The following is a 982-nucleotide window of genomic DNA, read 5'->3' as shown; positions in this document are numbered from 1 at the left end:
GGTTAGCTATATTTTTTTACTTTGCAACAGAACCTTTTAATATATATCTGATTTTTTCATATTTCCAGCCTTAACTTCTGCTGTATCATATATTGTGATAAATGCGTCTGGGTCTACATCATTTATAATTTCTTTAAGTTTTTGTTCTTCGAGTTTATTAATAACACAAGAAATTTCTACAAATGAATTATTTTCTTCATCAATAGTCACTTTTGTAAATGTGCAATACCTTCCCAGTCTTTCTTTAATTTCTTTATTCATAATGTCATAATCTTTTGTAATAATTTTAAACGTTTTCGAACCACTTAGTCCTTCTTCAATAATATGTATAACTTTTGAAGCAATAAAATATGCGAGCGCTGATAAAATGGCACCTTTAAAGCCAAAAACAGTAGAAACAAGTATAAATACGAATGTATTGAGAAATAAAATTAAATCACTTGTTCCGAAAGGTAACTTTCTAGATAATAAAACGGCTAACATATCTATACCATCTAATGCCCCACCATTTCTAAGGGCAAGACCCATGCCTAATCCAATAACAACTCCACCAACTACAGTAATAAGTAGTGAATCACCTTCAATAATTGTTGGTACATGATGCATAATCGAAGTGAATATAGATAATGATAAGATACCTATTATTGAAGATATAGCAAACTTACGTCCGATTTGTTTATAACCTAACCATATAAATGGTAAATTGATTATTCCTATTAATATTCCTAAAGGTAAACCAAACAAAGTGGAACCTACAATACTAATCCCTGTGACTCCTCCGTCAGAAACGTTATTTGGGATTAATATAGATTCCAAACCATATGCTGTAATAAGTGCCCCAATTATAATAAGTAAAATCCTGCCGAATGATATAATCACCATTTTTTTTGTCATTTTTGAACTCCTATTTTTATTATTAAAAAGTCTTCACCTATATTATAACTTGTTTGGTTCTGTTGCAAAGTAAAAAAATATAGCTAAC

Annotated in this window: 1 protein-coding gene; it reads right to left on the bottom strand. The window is 29.5% G+C overall.

The window, feature by feature from the left end; all coding sequences use genetic code 11:
- Nucleotides 1-36: 36 nt before the first annotated feature.
- Nucleotides 37-894, bottom strand: a complete 858-nt coding sequence (locus HMPREF2937_RS02370; protein WP_058714821.1) for a YitT family protein — start codon at nucleotides 892-894, stop codon at nucleotides 37-39.
- Between the last annotated feature and the right edge of the window lie 88 nt (nucleotides 895-982).

The organism is Staphylococcus sp. HMSC061G12, assembly GCF_001838465.1.
Lineage (GTDB): Bacteria > Bacillota > Bacilli > Staphylococcales > Staphylococcaceae > Staphylococcus > Staphylococcus simulans.
Note: the sequence above shows the minus strand (reverse complement) of the source record. Positions and strands in the feature narration are given on the sequence as shown.

What these genes read in the sequence shown, in the direction of transcription:
- HMPREF2937_RS02370 (WP_058714821.1), bottom strand. Translation starts at nt 894, where the DNA reads ATGACAAAAAAAATGGTGATTATATCATTCGGCAGGATTTTACTTATT.